Genomic DNA, 20,245 nt, shown 5'->3' on the forward strand with positions numbered 1-20,245 from the left:
GGGGATCAGTCCGGGGGGAGGACGTCGCGGTTTGAACAGGCAGGGAAACGCGCCGCGGAAAATAGGAACGCTTCGCTGATTGGCCGAAGGTGACGTCCCAAGTGAGGCCAGTAAGATCGATCTTCCGGAACGACATTTGGCATTTCCTTTCCTTGCGACTCACCAGGCCTTGCTTCCCAAACATGTACTGATCGGTTAATGTCCGGATATGCAACCTGTACCGATCTGTCAATGTTAATAAGAAAAGCCACCTCCGAGATTTCCGATCCCATTGGAATCAGGTCATAAAAATTTTTGTTTTCTGAGCGATGTTCGGAAGGTCATTGCAAATTTTCGGTCGAATCGCTATTTACCGATCAGTAATGGTAATGGAGAATTATCTGTGAGCGCTTCCAAACGCGACGAGCTGGTACAAAAAGCGCTCGCCTCCTTTTACAAAGGTGGCTTCCACGCGATCGGCATGGATCGGCTGGCCAAGGAAACCGGCGTCTCCAAGACCGCGATCTACAAGCATTTCCGGACCAAGGAGGAATTGATCCTCGCCACCTTGCGCTTGCGCGACGAGCAGTTTCGCAACTGGCTCAGGCGACGGGTTGAAGCCCTGGCGACCGATGGCGAAGACCGGCTGCTGGCAATATTTGATGCGCTGGGCGAATGGTTCGAGGAGCCGGATTTTCGCAGTTGCATGTTCATCAAGGCATCATCGGAATATCAGGACAGCAGCCACCCGATCCACGCGACCGCCGCGGAACATAAACGACTCCTGTCGCTCTATTTCACCGGCATAGCCCGGGAAACCGTTGCCAGGGATCCCGAGAGCCTTGCGAGACAATTGCTGGTGATCAAGGAAGGCGCGATCGTGCTCGCCCATTTGCGTGATCACAAGCAGGTCATTGCCGATGCCAAGGCGGCCGCCGCTTCCGTCATCGATGCTGCGCTCGCTCGCTAGCCGATCAGCAGCACCCGCAAATCGTTCACATTGGTGCCGGACGCTCCGGTCATCAGCAGAGCGTCGGCCTGTTCGAAGGCAATATAGCTATTGTCCTGTTCGAGCAGCTCGCGTGCCTGTCCTGCCCCGCCCATCTTGTCCAGAACGCCCGGCCACAGAAAGGCGCCGGCATTGTCTTCTGATCCGTCTATGCCGTCGCTGTCGGCGGCAAATCCGCAGATATCCGCTTCCCCGTCCAGCGCCAGGGCACAGGCCAGCAGATAGGCCGTGCAACGGCCACCGCGACCGTTGCGGTTGCGCAAGGTCACGGTCGCCTCGCCCCCCGATATCAGCGCAACCTTTCGACCACTGGCCTTGGCGGCCAGCGCCCGCGCAGCATGGTCCGTCCCGAGTTCCAGTGCATCGCCCTCGAGCGCGTCGCCCAGCATGACCGGTTCATAGCCCATGGACCGGACAGCTTCGACCGCCGCTGCGCACATGTCCGCCGGCCGGGCGCAGAGTTCGGCGGTCGCGCGTTGCATTTTCGGATCATCCGCTTTTGGGGTTTCGAGCGCGCCTGACAGAAGGTGCGCCTTGATCGCGGGCGGTAGCTCGATGTCATATTTCGCGGCGATGGCGAGCGTGTCAGCGCAGGTCGAGCTGTCCGCAACCGTCGGCCCCGACCCGATCATCGCGATATCGTCGCCCGGAATATCGGAAATGGCAATCATATGGGTTGCCGCCGGCCAGGCTCTCGCGGCCAGCCGCCCGCCCTTGATCGCCGAGAGATGCTTGCGGACCTTGTTCATTTCGCCAATCGGCGCGCCGCTGCGCAGCAGGGCGCGTGTCACGGCCTGTTTTTCGGCCAGCGATATCCCGTCGGCCGGCGCGGGGAGCAAGGCGCTTGCCCCGCCGGACATCAGTACCAGCAATAGATCCTCTTCGCCGAGCGCGTCCGCTGCCTGCAGGGCGCTTTGCGCGGCTTCGGCGCCGAGGGAATCAGGGACCGGATGCGACGCCTCGATGATCTGAAGATTATCCGGCGCGAATCCCGGCTGGACATAGCCTTGGCGCGTCACGATCAGGCCGTCGGCATTCTCGGGCAGGCGATCCAGTATAGCAGCAGCCATTTGCGTGGCCGCCTTGCCAATGGAAAGAAGATAGGTCCGGCCCGCCACCCGGGGCCATTGAACATCGCGCATGGCGTTGGCAGGCAGCGCGGGTTGCAGCGCCTGCAAATAGAGATCCTCTAAAAAAGCTTTTATTGAATCAGGATTTGTTGTTTGATGCACTGCACAATAAGGGCCCGATTGTTTCGCCGGGGTCAAGAAGATTTTCGGAGTGACAGAAGCAGCCATGAATGATCGCGCCACTATCGACCATCTTCTGCACCGGCTGACGGCGCATCTGGGCGCGCTCTACCCCGATCAGGATTGCGAGGCGCTGGCGGAGCGCATCGTCGATCTGTTCTGGCCCGACAAGAGCCAGATGATCCCGCGCTCGGAAATCGCCGACAAACATTTGTGGGACGAGAGCGATGTCGCGATGATCACCTATGGCGGCACCATCCGGTCGGAGGGCGAGCGGCCGCTGCGGACTCTGCACCGCTTCCTAAAGCAGCATATCGGCCAGACCATCGGCGCCGTGCATATCCTGCCCTTTTTCCCCTATAGCTGCGATGACGGTTTCGGGGTGATCGATTATCTCGCGGTCGACGAGGAGCTGGGCGACTGGTCCGATATCGAGAGAATCGCCGGCGACTATCGTCTGATGGGCGATCTGGTGATCAATCACGGATCGAGCAAATCCGTCTGGTTCCAGCAATTTCTGTCCGGCGAGGCACCGGGCAAGGATTATTATTATACCGCCGATCCGGCCACCGATCTCGGACAGGTGGTGCGCCCACGCGCTCATCCCCTGCTGACACCGTTTCGGACCGCATCCGGCGACCGCCATGTCTGGAGCACGTTCAGCAGCGACCAGCTGGATTTCGACTTCACCAATCCCGAGCTGCTGATCGAGTTTGTCAAGATTATCGCCGCCTATATCGACCATGGCGTGCGGATATTCCGGCTCGACGCGGTCGCCTTCCTGTGGAAGAAAATCGGCACGCCCTCGATCAATCTCGACGAAACCCACGAGATCATCCGGCTGCTACGTACCTTGATGGACCATCATGCCGAGACGCTGGTCATCATCACCGAAACCAATATCCCCAATCACGAGAATCTGACCTATTTCGGCAACCAGAACGAAGCGCATGTCATCTATAATTTCTCGCTGCCGCCGCTGCTGGTCCACGCGCTGCTGACCGGCAACGCGCTCTATCTGAAGCGCTTAACCCGCAGCAATCCGCCGGCGCTGACCGGCTGCACCTATCTCAATTTCACCGCCAGCCATGACGGCATCGGCCTGCGTCCGACCGAAGGCGCCCTGCCGCAAGGCGAGGTCGACCAGATGCTGGCCACTATCCAGGGCTTTGGCGGGCGGGTGTCGATGCGGCGCGGGCCGGGCGGAACCGAGAAGCCCTATGAGATGAACATCTCCTTTTTCGAGGCGATGCAGGGAACGCTGGACGGGCCGGACGAATATCAGATCGAGCGGTTCATGGCGGCGATGGCGATCATGCTGGCGCTGGAGGGCATTCCGGCGATCTATATTCACAGCCTGCTGGCAACCCCCAACGGCTATGAAGAGGTCAACCGGACCGGCCACAACCGGTCGATTAACCGGCGCCAGCTGGATTATGATGAAATTTCCGCGAAACTGGCCGATCCGGAAACCGTCGAGGCGCAGGTATTCAACCGTTTTCTCTCACTGGTCGAAACCCGCAAACAGCAGCAGGCCTTTCACCCCAATGCGGTGCAATTCACGCTGGCGCTGCCCGAAGGCTTGTTCGGCATCTGGCGCCAGAGCCGGGAGCGGAAACAGAGCATCTTCGCCATTACCAATGTGACGAAGGAAGAGAAGATGCTGTCACTGGCGGACATCAATCTGATCGCCGGTGACCACTGGTGGGATCTGATTTCCGGCCATATCATCACCGATATCGAGGGTGAGTTTAGCCTGTCGCCTTATCGGACCGTATGGTTCAGCAACGTGGCCCCCGAACCGGCCTAGTCTTCCCCCGGCCTAATCTTCGTTATCCAGCCGGACCGCTTCCTTGAACCGGTCGGTAAAGTCGGGAATAGCGCTGTTGATCCGGTTCCAGTTGGCCATGAAGGGCGTCTCGTTCGGTGATTCCAGAAAGACTTCGCCCGCCGTCATGATATTTTGCGCAAACAGTTCGACCGTCGTTTCTTCCTCGTGCCGGTCAAGCGTCAGGCCGTTCATTACCGCGTCGTTATAGAACGTCTCGATTCGATCCAGCGCGATCCGGAAATAAGTCGCCTTGAGCGTGCGGAAGGTGCCGGCGGAAAAGACCTGCCCGTCGGTGGCTAGCTTGCGGAACAGCGACTTGGTGATGTCGATGCTCATTTTCGACAGACCGCCTTCGGGATTGTCATGCGAGACCGACTGGTGCTTGTGATCATAATTGTCGGCAATCTCGACCTGGCAGATCGACTGGGTCGACTGGTTGCGCCACACTTCGGAGAGAACACCTACTTCCAGACCCCAGTCCGACGGGATACGGATATTCTTGACGACCTGCCGGCCCATCGCGAACTCGCCAGCCAGCGCGTAGCGGAAGCTGTTCAGATAGGTGATATAGTCATTGGGCTCGCAGACTTTTTTCAGCGCCGCCAGCAGCGGGCCGATCAGCAGGCGCACCACGCGACCGTTGAACTTTTCCTCGGTCGTCCGCGCATAATAGCCTTTGGAGAAGACATAGGGGAAAGTCGGGTTCGCGACCGGATACATCAGGCGGGCGAGCAATTCGCGGTCATAGGTCAATATGTCGCAATCATGCAGCCCGACCACCTGGGCGTTGGTGGCAGACAGGAAATAGCCGAAGCAGAACCAGACATTGCGGCCCTTGCCCGGTTCCGCCGGTGACAGGCCGCATTCCTTCAGCTCCGCATCGAGCGCAGTCAGCCGCGGGCCGCTGTTCCAGAGGATATGATGGCGTTGCGGCAGCCGCGAGAAATATTGTTTCGCATATTCGAACTGCTCCTTGTCGGCGCGATCCAGCCCGATGATGATGTCGTCGAGATAGGGCACCTTGCACAGTTCATCGACGATATTTTCGAGCGCGGGACCTTCCAGTTCGGAAAACAGACTGGGCAGGACCAGCGCCATGGGATTGGCTTTGCGAAAGCCCATCAAATCGGCCTCCAGCGAATCGACCGAGCGACCGGACAGATTGTGGAGCGTGGAAATTGAACCGTTTTGATGAAAATCAGCCATATATGTCCCTGTGTTTGCCGAGAGACCAGCCTAATCAGCTTTCGGGAATGTTTAAACCCAATTCTGCCAGAATTTCCGTGACCGCGCTCACCCATCCCTCCGGGCCCGGCGCCGGGGCGGTGCGGACGCCGGGCTTGGCCGAGACAATTGTGACGCCCTGCGGATTGGGCATGATCACGCCAAAATCGGCCGCCTCGATCATCGCCAGGTCATTGGGCCCGTCACCGAGCGCGATCGAAAAAATGTCGCAGTCCGGTTTTCGGCCGGCGATGGTTTCGATGATCCGGGCCATCGCCTGCTCCTTGGTCGCGTGGCCGGTCAGATGATAAAATCGTCCGCCCCGCTGGATCCGCAGGCCGGTTTCGACGACAATTGCAGCGAGCGATTCCAGCTCGCTGTCGGTGCCGGACCAGAGAAAGGGTTCGGTCGCCTGACGGTCCTTCGCCCGCCGCGCATCGTCGCGGGCCAGCCCGGTCGCCTCGACCACCGCATCGACAGACATGTCGGCAAAGCCGGTAAAGTGGTTGCGCAGCGAGCGGGGCAGCTTGCTGACCTGTTCCAGTATCGCCGGATATGCGATGCCCAATGTGATCCTGCCAGATCGACCGCCCTCGCCGGTTAAAAAGCGTTCGGGGCCATGAATGACCGAACCATTTTCCGTCACGCAGAGTGAGAATGGCAGGGGCAGTGTCTGCTGCAGGTGAAGCAGTTCCGCATGGGTCTTGCTGGTAACCGGGACGACTTCCGCCAGCGACTGCCGGGCCAGATCAGCGACCAGCCCATCCGCGGGTTTGGCCGAATAGCTGTGATGATCGAGCAGCGTGCCATCCAGGTCGGTGCATATCACGGGGTAGACGGGTCGCTTTGCCATGGTCGTGATATAGCATTCCGGCCTGAACCGGAAAGCGCTAATCTGGAGAAGCGTTCAGTCTGCGATCAAACCGCCGCCAGCGCCTGGTCGAAGTCGGCGATCAAATCATCCGGATCTTCGACACCGATCGATATGCGCACTAGATTGTCGGTAATACCGAGCGCGGCGCGGCGTTCGTCGGGGACCGAAATATGGGTCATCGCGGCGGGCAGGCTGGCCAATGTTTCGGTGCCGCCGAGGCTCACCGCCAGTTTGGCGATTTTCATTGCATCGAGAAAGCGGAAGGCCTCCGCCTCGCCACCCTTGATGAACAGGGAGAAGGTCGAACCGGCGCCGCTGCAATGGCGGTCGTAGATATCCTGCTGGCTCTTGCTCTCAATGAAGCCGAGATAGCCGAGACCATCGACCTTGGGATGGTCGCGCAGGAAGGCGCAGACCTTTTCCGCATTTTCACCGGCCCGGGTCATGCGCAGTTCGAGCGTCTCGAGGCTGCGCATCAGCATCCAGGCGGTATTCGGATCGCAGATCGTGCCAATCGTGTTCCGGATCGCACGGATCGGATCCATGTGGGCCTTGCTGCCGAGCACGCCGCCCGCGACCAGATCACTGTGCCCGCCGACATATTTGGTCAGGCTGTAGATGACGATATCGGCGCCATGTTTCAGCGGCTGCTGCCAGAGCGGACCGAGGAAGGTGTTGTCGATGGCGATCGGCGGTGCGGCTTCATCGCCAAACACCTGTTTGCGCGCGTCAGCCACGCCTTCGATATCGACCAGAGCATTGGTCGGATTGGCCGGGCTTTCCAGATAGATGATCGCGACCTTGCCGCCATTGGCTGCGGCCTTCACTTTCGCCTCTTCAAGCATCGTGGCGACTTCCGACGGGCTCGCGCCGGCGGGGAAGTCGAGGAAGGTGACGCCGAAGCGGCCGAGTATCTTGTTGATCAGGGTTTCGGTCGCGGCATAGAGCGGCCCGCTGTGGACGACGACATCACCCTGATTGACGTTGGCCAGCAGCACCGTGGTGATCGCCGACATGCCGCTGGAGAAAACCAGCGCGTCCTCGGCTTCGTCCCAGATGCTCAGCCGGTCTTCAAGGATTTCCTGATTGGGGCCGTTGAAGCGGGAATAGACCAAGCCATCGGAACCGCCGGGGCGCTTGCCGGTAATCCCTTCGAAAAACCTTTTGCCAGCGGCGGCATTTTCAAAGGCGAAGGTCGAGGTCAGGAAGATCGGCGGCTTGAGCGAGCCTTCCGAAAGCTCCGGATCATAGCCATGGCCCATCATCAGGGTCGCCGGTTTCAGCTTGCGGCCGCCGATTTTCTCGATCGGTGCCTTCGGCATGCGGCGGGTCACCGGGACGGCTGCGTTGGGGTCATCTTGCTTGGCCATATTCTGTCTCTCCAAATCAAATATTTATGCCGAGTCTTGCCTGAAAATCTAACTGGTTACAACGGAAACCATCCAGATGCAGCCGATTATGATCGGGATGCCGGCGAGGTCGAGCAGCAGGCCGGATTTCAGCATTTTCGGCAGCTCGATATGGCCGGTCGACCAGGCAATCGCATTGGGACCGGTACCGCTAGGCAGCATGAAGCCCCAGCTGGCCGCCATTGCGGCAGGCACAGCGAGCAGCACCGGATCGACGCCGGTGGCGAGGATCAGGCTGGCGACCACCGGCATGATGCCGCTGGCGGTGGCGACGTTGGAAGCAAATTCGGTGACCAGAATGACCAGCGCGACCAAGGCGACAGCTATGACCAGCACCGGTACCGATTTCAGGGGTTCCAATGCACCGCCCAGCCAGCTTGCCAGACCAGACTCGATGATCCCTGCGGCCAGCGCAAGGCCGCCGCCGAACAGCATGATCACGCCCCATGGCGCCTTGTCTGCTTCATCCCAGTTGAGCAGCCGCCGACCGGTGCCATCGGGCAGCGAGAATAAAAGCAGTCCGCCGAAAATGGCGACACTGCCATCGTGCAGGGCACCATCGGGGAAGAGCGTTTTGAGCTGCGGCAGAAACAGCCAGCCGAGCACGACGATCGCGACGACCGGGACCACGCGCTTCTCCGGCACGCTCCACGGACCCGGCGAGCCGATCGCCAATTTTGCTTTCACGCCGTCGAAACTGTGCCGGCCAACCTTTTGCACTGCAATGAGAATGGCGGCGAGAACGGGGATACCAATGAGCACGATCGGGATGCCGAATTTCAGCCAGCTGAGGAAATTGAGATTCATGCCCAATGTCTTGTTGATCAGACCGGCGGCAATCGCGTTGGTCGGACTGCCCACGAGAGTGCCGAGCCCGCCGATCGACGCGGCGAAGGCGACACCCATGACCAGGGCGCCAGCAAAGCCTTCAGTCTCGCCGTCCTTGACGCCCCCCGCGACCAGCACCGCCAGCGCGATCGGGATCATGATCAGAGTGGAAGATGTGTTGGAGATCAGCATGCTGAGCAAGGCGGTGGCGATCATGAAGGCGAATAATATGCCCCAGGCGGTCTTGCCGGACAGGCCGATAATCGCCAGCGCCAGCCGCTTGTGCAGGCCGACACGCTCTATCGCCAGAGCGAGAAAAGCGCCGCCGAGAATGAGGAAGAGGATCGGCGAATAATATTGACTGGCGGTTTCGCCCGCGCTCATCACGTCCATCGTCGGCAGCGCGAGAAACGGCAGCAACGCGGTCGCTGTCAGCGGCACCGCCTGGGTCATCCACCATGTCGCCATCAGCAGGGTCAGCGCGGCCACGTGCCAGGCGGGCGTCGACATCGCTTCCGGAGCCGGCACGAGCAGCATGGCGCCAAATCCGGCGAGCCCCGCCCATAGACCGATGCGTTGTGCGTTCATGCCCTCTCCCCGTTTGCCAGCATGGGCTGGCGTAAAAATCGATAGGCCCTTCTTAGAGACCAGATCGGTTTAGGCCCCAGCCTTCGCTGGGGTGACGGCGGAAATCAATATTAAACCGCAAGGCCGATCAGCGAAATCTGCCTGCCATAGCCCGCTTCGTCACGGTGGCAGGAGCGGCGATAGCTGAAATAGCGGTCCTCGTTGGCATAAGTGTCGAGGCCGAGTTTATCGAATGTGGTGATGCCCGCCGCTTGCAGGCGGGCGGCGACATAATCCTCGATATCAAACTGGAAATGGTCCGTTTTGCCCGCCGCGAAGAAGCGATCATTATCCGCATCGGCTTCGAGAAACCGCGCGCGGAAGGCCGCGTCGACTTCATAGCTGGTCTGCGCAATGCAAGGGCCGATGGCGCAGGCGATATTGCTGCGATTCGCACCAAGCGCTTCCATGGCGGTTATCACATTGTCGGTAACCCCGGCCAAAGCGCCCTTCCACCCGGCATGGGCGGCGCCGATTATTTTGACTTCGGGATCGTGAAACAGCACCGGCACGCAATCGGCGGTCAATATCCCGAGCAGCAGGTTCGGCCTGTCCGTCACCATCGCATCGGCCTGCGGACGCTGGTCCAGCGGCAGGGGTCCGGTCACAGTCATGACTTCCGCGCTGTGGATCTGGTGCACCGTCACCAGTTCGCTACCCGGCAGCACGCCTTCCGTGGCGCGGCGGCGGTTTTCCATGATCGTCTCGCGATCGTCATCGCTGCCCAGACCGATATTCAGTCCCGCATAAATCCCTTCCGAAACATCCCCTGCCCGGCCAAGAAAACCGTGTTTCGCGCCTTCAAGCAAGGGAGACGTAGTGATATCAAGCAAGGCTCTTGTGCACCTGTTCGGCAACATCTTTCGAGAGATCCGGTTGCCCAGCGATCTTCTCCAGCGCCAGCCGCATCAGTTCCGACCGTCCCCGTTCGTAGCGGCGCCAGCGCCCGAGGGGCGGGATAAAGCGCGCTGCGGTCTGCGGATTTTGCTTGTCCAGCGCGATCACCATATCGGCGATCAACTGATAGCCTTTGCCCGACGGATCGTGGAAACGCACCGCATTACCGGTGAACGCACCATAAAGCGCGCGCACCCGGTTGGGATTGGACAGGGTGAAGTCGGGATGCCGCGACAGACTGTCGATCCGCTTCAGCGCATCCGGACGCTGCGACATCGCCTGCAGGCTGAACCATTTGTCCAGAACCAGCGCGTTGTCCTTGAATCTCTTGTAGAAATTATCAAAAGCTGCCGACCGTTCCTCCGATTCCAGATTGGACAAGACCGCCAGCGCGCCCTGCATGGCGGTCATATTATCCGCTTCGCGATACTGGTCAAAGGCGATTTCTGCGGCATCTTCGGAAAAGGAGGCCGCAAGATAGCCCAGAGTAACATTGCGCAATTTGCGCTTGCCGCGGGCCTCTGCGTCGAGCGAAAATTCACCCGGCCAGCAGCTTTTGTACAATTTTCGGAACTGCTTTTCGAACTGCACCGCGATCTTGCCGCGCAATTTTTCGCGTTCCTCGTGAATCGCCTGCGGGTCGACCTCGACCATCTGGTCGCCAAGAAAGGCTTCGCTGGGCAGCTGGATCAGCTCGGCGAGAAAGGCAGGGTCGATTGACGTGTCCGCGAGTATTTTCGCGACCGCCAGCAGGATAATATCCCGATCAACCGGCGTGCCCGAAACCCTGGCCGTCAGATAATTGGTCATCAGTTGCTGCATCGCCTCGAACCGGGCGAAGGGATCGTCGTCATGGGCCGACAGAAAGGCCAGTTCCTCGGCGGTCTGGTCGCTGTCCAATATGATCGGCGCGGAGAAACCGCGATTGATCGACAGGATCGGCCGTTCCTTATAGCCTTCAAGCGCGAAGCTTTTCTCGGCCTGATCGAGCAACAGCAGCTGTTCGCCCTGGTGCGCGCCGGTTTCCGGATCGAGCAGCGCCGTCCGCAGCGGAATGAGCAGTTCGGACGGCTTCGGCTTTTCGCCATTCTGCGCGATTCTCTGCGTCAGCCGGATTGTGGCCGTACCGGTTTGCGGGTCGTGGGACAGCGTCGCGCTTACCCGCGGCGTGCCCGGCGTCTCATACCATTTGCGAAACTGTTTGAGATCAATATCGCCGCCGTCTTCCATTGCGGTGACAAAATCCTCGCAGGTCGCGGCTTCGCCGTCATGCCGGTCGAAATAGAGATCGGTGCCCTTGCGGAAATTCTCCGGTCCCATCAGTGTGTTCATCATCCGGATGATTTCCGCGCCCTTGTTATAGATGGTCGCGGTGTAGAAATTGGAGATTTCCTGATAGCTTTCCGGACGGATCGGATGGGCCAATGGCCCCGCATCCTCGGGGAATTGCGCTGCCCGCAATATCCGCACATCCTCGATCCGCTTCAGCGCAGCCGAACCCATGTCGGCAGAGAAGCTCTGGTCGCGGTAGACAGTGAAACCTTCCTTCAGACTAAGCTGGAACCAGTCGCGACAAGTCACTCTGTTTCCCGACCAATTGTGGAAATATTCATGCGCGACGACGCCCTCGATTCCGTCAAAATCAGCGTCCGTCGCGACTTCGGGATCGGCGAGAATATAGCGGGAGTTGAAGATATTCAGCCCCTTATTCTCCATCGCGCCCATGTTGAAATCGCTGACCGCCACAATGTTGAACAGGCCAAGATCATATTCGCGGCCATAGGTTTCCTCATCCCAGCGCATCGAATCCTTGACCGCCTGCATGGCATGACCGGTGCGATCGAGATCGCCGTCGCGGACCCAGATATTGAGCTCTACCGGCTTGCCCGAGCGGGTGGTGAAACTGTCATTATTGGCGACCAGATCACCGGCGACCAGCGCGAAGAGATAGCTCGGCTTCGGCCATGGATCATTCCACTGCACCCAGTGGCGCCCATTTTCGCCATCGCCGTCGGCAACCTTGTCGCCGTTGCACAGCAATACGGGGAATTTCGCCTTGTCCGCTTCCATCCGCACCTGATAGCGGCTCAGCACATCGGGCCGGTCGGGAGCAAAAGTGATCCGGCGGAATCCTTCCGCCTCGCACTGCGTGCACAACATCCCGTTCGATGCATAGAGACCCATCAGCTGGGTGTTTGTCGACGGATCGAGTTCGACCTCAATTTCGACGATATGCGATGCGCCGCTCAGCGGCAGGACCAGATCGCCCTCGACCAGTTTCCAGTCGGTAAATGCGGCACCGTCCACCTTGACCGCGTTCGGGGTGATATCATCTCCCTGCAGCACCAGCGGTTCATCTGCCCGGGCGCTTTTCGACCGGCGGACATCCAGTTTCGAACGGACCAGCGTATGATCCAGACCGAGCTGGAAATCCAGTTCGACTTCCGGAATGAACCAGGCAGGCGGACGATAGTCCTCGCGCCGGATCGTCGCGGGATCCTTGGGGGCTGGCGCGGCATCGGCCATTTCGTCATTGGGTGTTTTCTGAACATCAAGCATGGGCCTTGCCATAAGAGCCATTTGCACCCCGCGCAATTGCGTTTATGGCTTGGGTCAAAGGGAGTGGGTCATGTCGAGAATATTGATGCTATTTGTCGCCGCCATGCTGGTCGCCGGCCTGCCGGTGGAAAGCGGTTTCGCGCAATCCGGCGCACCAGCCTTTGATGTCGAACAGGCCAGCCGCGCCTATATCGACACATTGCAGGGCGCAGAGCTCGAGAAGTCGAACAATTATTTTGAAGGTGGCTATTGGCTGATCCTTTGGGGCGCCATCGTCGGCATATTGGTCGACTTCCTGATCCTGCAGTCTCGCCTGTCGGCTCGCTTCCGCGACTGGGCCGAACGGGTGACCAGCAGAAAATGGCTGCAACCTGCCCTCTATGCCCTGCCCTATGTGATTGCCGGCTTTCTGATCACCCTGCCATGGACGATCTACACCGACTTCTTCCGGGAACAGCAATATGACCTGATGAGCCAGGCTTTCGGGGGCTGGTTCGGCGAGCAGATGATCGGCCTCGTGATCTCGCTGATCATGTTCTCGCTGCTGATCATGGCGATCTTCGCGGTGATCCGGCGCGCGCCCAAGACCTGGTGGCTCTGGGGAACCGGCGTGATTTCGATCTTTCTGTTTATCGGCATGATGCTTGGGCCGGTGTTCATTTCGCCCCTGTTCAATGACTATCAGGAGATGGCGGAAGGACCGATGCGCGACCGGATTGTCGCGATGGCGGCGGAATATGATATTCCGGCTGACAATATCTATGTGTTCGACCAGTCCAAACAGCATAAGAGAATATCGGCCAATGTTTCCGGTATCGGACCAACGATCCGGATTTCACTCAACGACAATTTGCTCGAGCGCACCGATCCGGAAGAGGTCGCGGCGGTCATGGGCCATGAACTGGGCCATTATGTACTCGGCCATACCTGGCGCACAATATTCATTCTGGCGCTCATCATTGGTTTCGGACTGTTCGTTATCGCGCGGCTCGCGCCCCGGCTGATCGAACGCCATGGCGCGAGATGGGGCATCCGGAACATGTCGGATCCTGCGGCGATTCCGTTGCTCAGCCTCATACTGACCGCCTATTTCTTCGCCGCGACGCCGGCACTCAATAGCCTCGTCAGGATTACCGAAAGCGACGCCGACCAATTCGGGCTGGATTCGGCGAGAGAACCGGACGGATTTGCCGAGGTTTCGATGCGCTTGTCGGAATATCGCAAGATCGAACCGGGACCGATCGAAGAAATGCTGTTCTTCGATCATCCCTCGGGTGCCACGCGTGTGCGGATGGCAATGCAGTGGAAGGCCGACAATGTCGAAAATCCGGTGATTCAGAACCCCGGCAAGCTGGAACAGGAATAGCCGGCGATGCAGCGCGTATTGATCTTCGGCATGGGATATACGGCTTCGCGGCTGGCGCACCGGTTGCGGGCGCTGGGCTATGAGGTGATCGGCACCCGCCGGGAAGCGCAGGATGGCGCGCTGGCTTTTGACGATGCGCCCTCCGTGCTGGCGGCGCTGGAATCGGCGAGCCATGTCCTCTCCTCGGTTCCGCCAGCGAGCGATGACAGCGAACCGGTGCTCGAACGATATGGCGAAGAGATCAGGGCCGCGTCGCTGCAATGGTGCGGCTATCTCTCCGCGACCGGCGTCTATGGCGATGTCGACGGTGCCTGGGTGGACGAAAGCGCGCCGACCGGTTCGGGCCGCCGCAAGGCGCGCAGCAAGGCCGACAAGCGCTGGCAGGGATTGCGCGATGATGTGCATGTTCTGCGCCTGCCGGGCATATATGGTCCGGGCCGTAGCCCGCTCATCCGGGTCCGCAGCGGCAAGGCCCGACGGGTCAATATGCCCGGACAGGTGTTCAGCCGTATCCATGTCGATGATATTGTCAGCGCTGTGATCGCTTCGTTCGACGGGCCGGCGGGCGTCTATAATATTTCCGATGACATGCCAGCGCCGCAACATGAGGTGATCGCTCATGCCGCGCGCCTGCTGGGCATGGATGTTCCGCCGCTGCTCTCGCTGGAGGAGGCCAATCTGTCGCAGGCCGCGCTAGGCTTCTACGAGGAAAACCGGCGCATCGCCAATGGCAAGGCGAAACGGCTGCTGAACTGGCAGCCGCAATATCCGGACTATAAGGCGGGGTTGCAGGCGCTGCTCGACTGACCGTCAGGCCGCGATACGCGGCGTCTTCGGCTTGCGCGCGCGCAAAGCCACCAGCAGGCCGAGCATCGCCAGCACCGCGCCCGCAGCGGGCAGCCAGGTCCAGACATAAGCCTCGAAAATCGTCGACAATATCATCGCCACCACCGGCACCAGCACGCTGGAATAGGCAGCCTTGCCCGGCCCTATTTCGCGGATCATCGAGAAATATAGCGGGAAGGTCACGACCGATCCGATGACACCGAGATAGACAATCCCGCCCCAATAGGCGGCGCGCGTCTCGTAGACCGGCGGGCCGACGGTGATCCAGGATAGCAGGATATTGATCAGCGCGCCGAACAGCATCGCCCAGGCCAGCACCGTGATCATCGGATAGGATTTCAGCCGTTCGCCGGCCTGCATCACGTTCGCGATAGATGCCGACATGATCCCGCCAAAGGCCAGCGCCGCGCCGATCAGCACCTGCTCAAGGCTGGCCGGAGAGGCGCGATACTCGTGCCAGAACAACAAAGCGATGCCCAGTGCGGCAATCGCCGAGCCGCCGAGAAAAGCGCCCGATATCCTGTGGCCGAGGAAGATGCGCCCCATGATCGCGTTGGGGACCATCAGCAGCGCGAACAGCACCGCGACCAGGCCCGAGGTGATGAACAGCTCGGCATTATAGACAAAGTTGAAATTGAACGAGAACTGGAAAAGCCCGAGGATGAGCGCGAACAGATAGCCGGTGCGGTCGAGCCGGAACGGCAGGCGCTTGTAGGCCACCAGCACGAACATCGCGGCGGCGGCGATGATGAACCGGTAGCTGACCGACCAGCTGGGCGGCACCTCGGCGATCTGGTCCTTGATCACCAGCCAGGTCGATCCCCAGATCAGCGAGACCAGCAGGAATGGGATCAGGATGCGGGGTGTGAGCAGGCTGGGTTCAGCGCTCTCGTCCCCGCTCATAGAGACGCGATCGCTTCAGCCAACGGGCGAATATCCTCCGCGCTCTGGTTCCAGCTGGTCACCAGCCGCGCCTGTCCTTCACCCCAGTCGTAGAAATCAAATCCGGTCGCACGCAGTTTCGCCGCTTCGTCGGCCGACAATCTGATGAAAATCTCGTTCGCCTGGACGGGATAGATCAACCTGTCGCCAGCGACCTCGGCGATAATCTGCGCACCGGCATTGGCGGCGCGCGCATTGGCAAGCCACAGGTCGTCCTCCAGCATCGCGAGCAGCTGCGCCGCCAGAAACCGGCCCTTGGACTGCAGATGGCCGGCGCGCTTGCGGCGATAATGCGTGTCAGCGGCCATTTCGCGATCGAAGAATATCAGCGCTTCGGCGCTCATTCCGCCATTTTTGACGAAGCCAAAACTCAGCGCATCGACGCCTGCCTTCCAGGTCAGCTCGGCGGGCGAGCAGCCGAGCGTCGCCACCGCATTGGCAAAGCGCGCGCCATCCATATGCAGGCCGAGCCCGCGCGATTCGCAGACCTCAGCCAGTCCGGCGACTTCATCGGGGCGATAGACCATGCCATATTCGCTGGCGTTGGTGATGGAGACAGCGGCGGGCTGCACCTGATGCACATCGTCACGGATCGCCGCACAATGGGCCTCGACGCTTTCCGGTGACAGTTTTGCGCCCGCGCCGTCGAGCAGCATCAGCTTTGCCCCACCGGTAAAGAAACCGGGGGCGCCGGCCTCGTCCTGCTCGATATGGGCTTCCTTGTGACAGATCACGCCCTGATGCGGCTGACACATTGCGGCCAGCGCCAATGAATTGGCCGCCGTTCCGGTCGCCACCCAGAGCGCCTCGACCTGCGTTTCGAACAGATCGGAAAAAGCGCCATTGAGCTGCGCGCTCAGGGCATCGCCGTCATAGGCGGTGTCCTGCGCATTGGCGGCGGCAAGCGCTTCCAGCAGTCTGGGATGGACCGACGCGGCATTGTCAGAGAAAAATCGCATTGCCAGCGCATGGCTCAGCGCTTCTGGCGCGTCAAGATACCTGCTAGTCCGAGACCTCGACTATATTGTCGTCGCTGTCCCGATCGATATATTTATTATAGGGATCGACACCGGCAAAAACGGGTCTTTTTCCTGTCACGATCCGGATTTTCTGCGGTCCGGATGTGATCTGGTGGCGCTTCCGGTACAGAACATCCTTGCTGTTGAATGCTCCCTGGCCCGGTCTTGCAACGAACAGGCCGATCTCGATGTCGTCGGCCAGGTCGGCCTTGCTTTCCTTGCCCAGACCATCGGCATAATATTTGGCAGCGTCGATTGAAACCTCGGTTTGATAGCGCCCGTCCGCCAGTTTTGTAACGCTGGCAGAACCGGCCTTCAGATCATAGATGGTGATCCTCTCGAGCAGATCCGTAACCAGCTGCCGCTCCGCATCGTTACGCGCCAGCGACTTGAAGCCCTCGACCAGATCGGTGGACGTCGCATAGGGAGGCCCCTTGAACCTGTAGCGGTCGAGCAGCGCGGCAAGCATCTTGTTGACCCGGTCTTCGCCAAGCCGGTCCTGCAGCAGATACATTACCACCGCGCCCTTGCGATAATGGATATAGCCCTGGTCCTCGACCTTGTTGAGCGGCAGCTCTTCGAGCGTCTCACTGCCCCGGGCGTTGAGATAATTGTCGAGCTCATATTTGAGGAAGCGGCGGATTTTATCCTCGCCGTAGGTCTGCTTCATCACCATCAGTGCCGAATATTGCGCCATGGTTTCCACCATTAGTGTCCCGCCCTGCATATTGGCGCTGATTAGCTGATGCGCCCAATATTGATGGCCGAATTCATGTGCTGTCACATAGGTCACATAGTCAATATTGTCCGGATCGGTTATATTGGCCAGAAACCCTATCCGCTCGGAATAGGGGACGGTTCCGGCAAAGGCCTGCGCGAAGCTGGCATAGCCGGGAAACTCGATTATCCGCGCATAGTCGAACTGATAGGGTCCGAAATTCTTCTGGAAATAAGCCAGCGATATTTCGGTCGCATCCAGCATGGTCTCGACATTATAGCCATGCTCCGGCTGATAATAGACCGCCATGTCGACGCCGTTGGCGCTGCGTTCGGCGACCGCATATTCTGCCGACTGGATCGAGAAAAAGGCAAGGATCGGATTGGTCGAGACAAATCTCGCGATGCGCCGGTCGCCCTTCACCTCGTCCGATATTTTGCTACCGGGCGCGATCGGGGTCTGCTCCTTGCTGGTACTCAGAGTGATATCGGACATTACCCAGTCGGCATTGCCAACATAATTTTGCTCCCGCGCGCTTTCGTCGCCAAGCTTCGGTGGCCGAAGTTCCGAGGGTAGCCCATATTTGCGGCGCGTTGTCCGGTCGGTCAGCAATCCGGCGCGATTCATCCCCAGTTGAGGCGAAAATTCGCTGTTGTTCAGGAAAGTACCGTTGCGGACGAGGCGCACATCATTGTCACGGGCCCGAAAGCCCCTGGCCTGGCGACGGGCCTTGAAGGCGATGCTTCTATGTTCGCCGACCGCCATAGGAGTGTCGAGCCGGTAGATGCGATATTTATATTTTTCGTCGTTCATTTCGAGGTTGGAATCGGGAATATCGACGGACAGGACCTCGACGACAGGATCCTGGAAACGCACGTGCAGAACCTCTACCGGAGCGCCTGTGTCGTTCACAATGTCCGCAGAACCGGAAACGTCCAGCTTTTTCTCTTCGGGGAAAATATCGATATCCAGCTTGATGCTGGTGAAGGCCGGCTGCTTCAGCCCTTCATATTTCAGATATTTCTTCTCATATTCGGCCTGCATTTTCTCAAGGCCGTCACGCGCGACATATTCGTTCACGACATTGGTGTTCTGGTAGATGTAAAAGCCGGTCGCGGCAGTGAACGCTACCAATATCGCCAGCAATCCGCCTGCCGGACTGACCAGCCGGCGCGGCAGCTGACGGATGCGCGGCAGCAGGCTCGTTTCAGTCCCGCGCCGCCAGATGAAATGCGCCAGCAGTGCCAATATCGCAGCAAAGGTACCCCAATAGAGACGGACCCACCAGGCGCCGACACCGCTGACCATATCGCCGTTGATATCCGAAAGCGGCACCGGAATGCCCTGGCCGAACAGATAGAGCGGATGATTCCATCCAATGATGTTGAAGACAATCGTCGCCACCATGTAGAGGACCATGATACCCCAGCCGATATATTTGTTCGGGCTGAGCGCCTGGACAAATACTGACAAGATGCCGAGCGTGACCATTTCCACCGTGCCGGGTAACAGATACCATTGCAGATATTTGCCGAATTCCAGATCGGTATAGCCCTTGCCCAGCTGAATGAGCATCGCCGACAACATGGAAATGACCAGTGCAGCCAGCAGCACACCGATAACCGCCAGGGCCTTGGGCACCATATAGGCCCAGTTCGGCAGGGAGGTGGAATCAATGATCTCGTGCATTTTCCGGTCGCGATCACGCCAGACCAGCTCGCCGCCGTAAAAAATGGCGAGGATCATCGGAAATAGCGTGAAACCGCCTTCGAGGATGCCAATCACATAGAATGTCCTGGGATAGGCAGGCGTACCATAGGGCACGGTATTCAGCAGAAGGGCGGCCCCGGAAGAGAACAGGCCAATGAAGACGATGATGAAAAAGGCAGGGCTTTTGAAGATCTGCGCCATTTCGAAGCGCGTTCGGGCGGCCAGTCTTGCCCAGGTGGCTGCGCCCGGCCTGGCGGCGGGCAAGGTTGCGAGCAGTACCGGCTTCTCCTTAGCGAGCGCTGCGGCCTTCTTCTGCTGCTTCTTCAGCTTGCGTTTCGACACCCCGCGCTCGGCAAAGCTGAAGCGCGAATAGGCGAAGGCCAGGAACGCCAGAGAAATGCTGATCCAAATCAGCCGGTTGGCCAGCAGCACCCCGTCAAAGGGCGCCATCATGCTGTTGCTTTCCGCTGCGGTCCAATAGCGGGTTATATATTCATAGGCGGCTCCGCCAAACGGCTCGGCATAGGCGCTGAACAAGAGCAACGCGGGATCGAATTCGGTGACCGCGCTGAACACCAGATAAAGCACCAGAAAGATGATGACGGCGACATAGCTGTACATCATCGACCGGGTGACGGTGGCAACGGCGAAGAAAAGACAGGATGTCAGGAATATCGAAGGCAAGGCCAGCAGGAAATAGGCGTAGAGATAATCACCGAGCCGGTTGGGACCAAGCGTTTCCGGGTCGACCCAGGGCATGTGACTGCCGAGAAAAACCGCCAGGGGCACCGTCAGAAAAGCGATCGCGGATATGCCGAAAGCGCCGGTGAACCGGCCGATCAGATAGTCGAACTTGCTAACCTGGGTCGATCGCACCATCGGCCCGAACCCGCTGTCATCATCCCGGACAATGACATTCGCGACGAAGGCCGTGGTCACGAACATGAAGAAAATCGACAATATGATCGTTGTTTCGGCCAGCGCCGCCGGGCTGTTGGCGTGGACATTGCCGCCATCGCCGATGCGCACATTTTCCGATGTTGCCGCCCCGAAGGTGAGCAGGAAGAAGATAGTGGTCACCACCCAGAAAACCGGGTTGCGAAGCTGGTAACGCAGTTCAAACGCAGCGATTTTGCCGAACATCCTGTCTCTCCCGC

At 59.4% G+C, this 20,245-nt stretch carries 14 protein-coding genes; 4 read left to right on the plus strand and 10 right to left on the minus strand.

Going from position 1 to position 20,245, the window contains the following annotated elements:
- The first annotated feature begins 382 nt into the window (after positions 1-382).
- Positions 383-949 (plus strand): TetR family transcriptional regulator, encoded by a 567-nt coding sequence (locus tag CHN51_RS02075; protein WP_100092526.1) that lies wholly within the window; start codon positions 383-385, stop codon positions 947-949.
- On the opposite strand, the gene CHN51_RS02080 is transcribed toward CHN51_RS02075, so the two are convergent.
- Positions 946-2,166, minus strand: coding sequence for a glycerate kinase (locus CHN51_RS02080; protein WP_206169938.1), 1,221 nt, complete (start codon positions 2,164-2,166; stop codon positions 946-948). The two genes, CHN51_RS02075 and CHN51_RS02080, sit on opposite strands and share 4 nt — an antisense overlap.
- A gap of 103 nt (positions 2,167-2,269) precedes the next feature.
- Between CHN51_RS02080 and CHN51_RS02085 the strand changes: the two genes are divergently transcribed.
- A complete protein-coding gene (locus tag CHN51_RS02085; RefSeq protein WP_206169940.1) occupies positions 2,270-4,048 on the plus strand; it encodes a sugar phosphorylase in 1,779 nt (592 codons plus the stop codon).
- 12 nt (positions 4,049-4,060) lie between these two features.
- Here the strand turns inward: CHN51_RS02085 and CHN51_RS02090 are convergent, their stop codons facing one another.
- The 6 genes from CHN51_RS02090 to pepN all read right to left on the minus strand — a co-directional run bounded on the left by CHN51_RS02090 (position 4,061) and on the right by pepN (position 12,454).
- Positions 4,061-5,275 (minus strand): glycosyl transferase, encoded by a 1,215-nt coding sequence (locus CHN51_RS02090; RefSeq protein WP_100092529.1) that lies wholly within the window; start codon positions 5,273-5,275, stop codon positions 4,061-4,063.
- Positions 5,276-5,309: 34 nt separating this feature from the next.
- Positions 5,310-6,146: an HAD-IIB family hydrolase gene (locus CHN51_RS02095; RefSeq protein ID WP_100092530.1), complete on the minus strand. Its 837-nt coding sequence runs from the start codon at positions 6,144-6,146 to the stop codon at positions 5,310-5,312.
- 65 nt (positions 6,147-6,211) lie between these two features.
- On the minus strand, positions 6,212-7,489 hold the full coding sequence (locus CHN51_RS02100) for a cystathionine gamma-synthase family protein (RefSeq protein WP_240616932.1): 1,278 nt from the start codon (positions 7,487-7,489) through the stop codon (positions 6,212-6,214).
- 96 nt (positions 7,490-7,585) lie between these two features.
- Positions 7,586-8,992, minus strand: a complete 1,407-nt coding sequence (locus CHN51_RS02105) for a DASS family sodium-coupled anion symporter (protein WP_100092532.1) — start codon at positions 8,990-8,992, stop codon at positions 7,586-7,588.
- A 110-nt stretch (positions 8,993-9,102) separates the two neighbouring features.
- Entirely contained in the window at positions 9,103-9,864 is a 762-nt protein-coding gene (gene pgeF, locus CHN51_RS02110) for a peptidoglycan editing factor PgeF (protein ID WP_240616833.1), read from the minus strand.
- Positions 9,857-12,454 (minus strand): aminopeptidase N, encoded by a 2,598-nt coding sequence (gene pepN, locus CHN51_RS02115; RefSeq protein WP_100095379.1) that lies wholly within the window; start codon positions 12,452-12,454, stop codon positions 9,857-9,859. The genes pgeF and pepN overlap by 8 nt, the downstream gene beginning before the upstream one ends.
- Before the next feature lie 103 nt (positions 12,455-12,557).
- Here pepN and CHN51_RS02120 point away from each other — a divergent pair, with 103 nt between their 5' ends.
- Positions 12,558-13,853, plus strand: coding sequence for a M48 family metallopeptidase (locus tag CHN51_RS02120; RefSeq protein ID WP_164088955.1), 1,296 nt, complete (start codon positions 12,558-12,560; stop codon positions 13,851-13,853).
- A 6-nt stretch (positions 13,854-13,859) separates the two neighbouring features.
- Positions 13,860-14,660: an SDR family oxidoreductase gene (locus CHN51_RS02125; RefSeq protein WP_100092535.1), complete on the plus strand. Its 801-nt coding sequence runs from the start codon at positions 13,860-13,862 to the stop codon at positions 14,658-14,660.
- Positions 14,661-14,663: 3 nt separating this feature from the next.
- Here the strand turns inward: CHN51_RS02125 and CHN51_RS02130 are convergent, their stop codons facing one another.
- From CHN51_RS02130 to CHN51_RS02140, 3 genes are read right to left on the minus strand one after another with little or no spacing between them, the layout of a single operon-like run.
- Positions 14,664-15,602, minus strand: a complete 939-nt coding sequence (locus tag CHN51_RS02130) for an EamA family transporter (RefSeq protein WP_100092536.1) — start codon at positions 15,600-15,602, stop codon at positions 14,664-14,666.
- Positions 15,599-16,600, minus strand: coding sequence for a beta-eliminating lyase-related protein (locus CHN51_RS02135; protein WP_100092537.1), 1,002 nt, complete (start codon positions 16,598-16,600; stop codon positions 15,599-15,601). The genes CHN51_RS02130 and CHN51_RS02135 overlap by 4 nt, the downstream gene beginning before the upstream one ends.
- A 43-nt stretch (positions 16,601-16,643) precedes the next feature.
- A complete protein-coding gene (locus tag CHN51_RS02140) occupies positions 16,644-20,231 on the minus strand; it encodes a M1 family aminopeptidase (RefSeq protein WP_100092538.1) in 3,588 nt (1,195 codons plus the stop codon).
- Between the last annotated feature and the right edge of the window lie 14 nt (positions 20,232-20,245).

Origin of the sequence: Sphingorhabdus sp. YGSMI21 (assembly GCF_002776575.1) — a bacterium.
Classification (GTDB): Bacteria; Pseudomonadota; Alphaproteobacteria; order Sphingomonadales; family Sphingomonadaceae; genus Parasphingorhabdus.

Bases quoted from the DNA above. Each gene is read 5' to 3' on its own strand.
- CHN51_RS02090 (WP_100092529.1), bottom strand. From the start codon at position 5,275: ATGGCTGATTTTCATCAAAACGGTTCAATTTCCACGCTCCACAATCTG.
- CHN51_RS02095 (WP_100092530.1), bottom strand. From the start codon at position 6,146: ATGGCAAAGCGACCCGTCTACCCCGTGATATGCACCGACCTGGATGGC.
- CHN51_RS02100 (WP_240616932.1), bottom strand. From the start codon at position 7,489: ATGCCGAAGGCACCGATCGAGAAAATCGGCGGCCGCAAGCTGAAACCG.
- CHN51_RS02105 (WP_100092532.1), bottom strand. From the start codon at position 8,992: ATGAACGCACAACGCATCGGTCTATGGGCGGGGCTCGCCGGATTTGGC.
- pepN (WP_100095379.1), bottom strand. From the start codon at position 12,454: ATGGCCGATGCCGCGCCAGCCCCCAAGGATCCCGCGACGATCCGGCGC.
- CHN51_RS02120 (WP_164088955.1), top strand. From the start codon at position 12,558: ATGTCGAGAATATTGATGCTATTTGTCGCCGCCATGCTGGTCGCCGGC.
- CHN51_RS02125 (WP_100092535.1), top strand. From the start codon at position 13,860: ATGCAGCGCGTATTGATCTTCGGCATGGGATATACGGCTTCGCGGCTG.
- CHN51_RS02130 (WP_100092536.1), bottom strand. From the start codon at position 15,602: ATGAGCGGGGACGAGAGCGCTGAACCCAGCCTGCTCACACCCCGCATC.
- CHN51_RS02135 (WP_100092537.1), bottom strand. From the start codon at position 16,600: ATGCGATTTTTCTCTGACAATGCCGCGTCGGTCCATCCCAGACTGCTG.
- CHN51_RS02140 (WP_100092538.1), bottom strand. From the start codon at position 20,231: ATGTTCGGCAAAATCGCTGCGTTTGAACTGCGTTACCAGCTTCGCAAC.